Source organism: Streptomyces torulosus (genome assembly GCF_001419765.1).
Lineage (GTDB): Bacteria > Actinomycetota > Actinomycetes > Streptomycetales > Streptomycetaceae > Streptomyces > Streptomyces torulosus.
In genome coordinates this window covers 1-1,954 of record NZ_LIRK01000313.1, presented here as the reverse complement: position 1 = coordinate 1,954, position 1,954 = coordinate 1, and the positions used below count along the sequence as shown (strand labels likewise).

At 76.8% G+C, this 1,954-nt stretch carries 2 protein-coding genes and 1 pseudogene; all 3 read right to left on the bottom strand.

Annotated elements, in window-relative coordinates; translation table 11 throughout:
* Positions 1-281, bottom strand: a pseudogene (locus AOK23_RS50065) (hypothetical protein); the annotation flags it as partial.
* Positions 278-799, bottom strand: coding sequence for a hypothetical protein (locus tag AOK23_RS21945; RefSeq protein WP_055714395.1), 522 nt, complete (start codon positions 797-799; stop codon positions 278-280). The gene AOK23_RS21945 and the pseudogene AOK23_RS50065, both read right to left, overlap by 4 nt.
* 46 nt (positions 800-845) lie before the next feature.
* On the bottom strand, positions 846-1,954 hold a 1,109-nt coding region (locus AOK23_RS21940), incomplete at its 5' end, for an MraY family glycosyltransferase (protein WP_107102836.1).

Sequence of the window (1,954 nt, the reverse complement as noted above, 5' to 3'; positions counted from 1 at the left end):
CCGTACGCGCGTTGTGCACCCGCGAACTCTCCGGACACCTCGTCAAGGTCGACGGCCTCACCGCGCCGGGCCGCACCCTCACCGAGGCGGACACGGCCGCCGCGCTCCGCGTCGCCGAGGATCACCTCGCGCTCGGCCGGGCGCGCGGGTCCCTGGGGCTCGCCGTGCTGATCCTGCACGCGGGCGGCGTGCTCGTAGGCGGCGTGCTCGGCGGCCAGTTCGACGACGCGCGGGACGTCCTCGGGGCGGGCGCGACGGACGGCCGGGGCGGCGTCGGTCACCGGAGGTCGCCCTCCACCGTGTCGGACCGCCAGGCCGCCAGCCGTTCGGCGATCGGGGCGGTGGAGGTCAGGACGTGGCGGGAGTAGGCGTCGCGCTCATGGGTGAGGACGGCCGCCTCCCAGACGCAGGGGGCGAGACCGGTGCGGCCGGGCCGCAGTTCCTCCGACCGGCCCGCGGGGCCGGTGAAGATCGCCAGGTCGGACATGAACCCCTCGATCCAGGTGTGCACCAGGACGTAGTCGCCGTCGCCGCCCGCGTGCAGGATCAGCACGGCGAGCCCCAGGGACCCGCGCGCCCGGCCGAGCGCGAGGTGATCCTCGGCGACGCGGAGCGCGGCGGCCGTGTCCGCCTCGGTGAGGGTGCGGCCCGGCGCGGTGAGGCCGTAGACCTTGACGAGGTGTCCGGAGAGTTCGCGGGTGCCCAACGGGCGTACGGGGCGCGGGTGGTGCTCCTTCGCGAGGGTGAGCAGCGCGTCCGTGTCGACCGCCGCCGGGTGGTCGTGATCGTGTCCAGTCATGGAGCCATCATGTGCGGCACGGCACCGGCCGAACCACGGGTTTCTCTCACCACCCGGCCTGTGAACGGCGTTTGAGGGCCGCCACTCCGTCCGGCCTGCGCGGCGCTCCGGCCGCCGACCGCTCACCGGAGGCGGCCCGGGGCCGGCCGTCGGCCGCGGGGAACCGGCCCGTCGCCGGTGCCGGATCGGGCCGTCTGGGGCGGGACATCGCCCGCGCGCCCTGGGCGCCCGCGGCCCCGAGCCCGTACACCCGCACCCGCGACATCCCCGCCACGACGACGACCGCCGTGCCCGCCACCCACCACACCCCGCCCGCCTTCATCCACAGCATGTGGACGGCGACGCCGACGACGACCGACGCGACCGCACAGACCCCCACCACGACGGCGACGCCCACCGGGGTGAGCCCCAGTCGGCGCAGCCGGTGGGGGAGGTGGTCGGGGCCGCTCCGCCAGGGTTCGCGGCCGGCGAGCCGCCGGGAGAGCAGGACGAGCACCGCGTCGGCGGTGGCCGGCACCGTGAGGGCGAAGGGCCCGCCGATCCCCACGCCGTGCCCGGCGGCGTACGCGTACACCTGTACGACGCCGCCCGCGAGCAGGAACCCGACGAACAGCGCCCCGCACTCCCCGAGCGCCACCCGCGCGGGCGGCCAGTTCTGCATCAGGAACCCGGTGAGCCCGGCGGCGAGCACGCTGCACAGCGCGGCGAGCCCGTCGAGCACCTCGGCGGCGGCGCACACGCTCAGCCCGAACGCGGTGACGACCCCGACGACCCCGAGCACCCCGTCGGGACGGCCGAGCCCTTTGAACCCGTGCACGACGAACACGATCCACGCGACGGCTCCCGCACCGCCGAGGACACCGACCTCCTCGTACGGCACCACGAACGCGGCGGCGCAGGCGACGCCCACGACGCGCGGCACCCACGGCAGCCCCCACAGATCACCGATGAGCCCGAGCCCGCCCACGGCCGCGCCCGCCAGGAGGAGCCGCCCGCCTTCCTCGCCCAGCGGCGCGACCCCGCTCCGCTCCCCCAGCCAGGCCACACCGCCCACCCCGCAGAGGAGCGCGACACCCCCCAGCAGCGGCACCGGCCGCATCCGCCGCCGCCCCACGATCCCGAGCCGCTGCGCGGGCACGCGTACGCGCGCCGTCA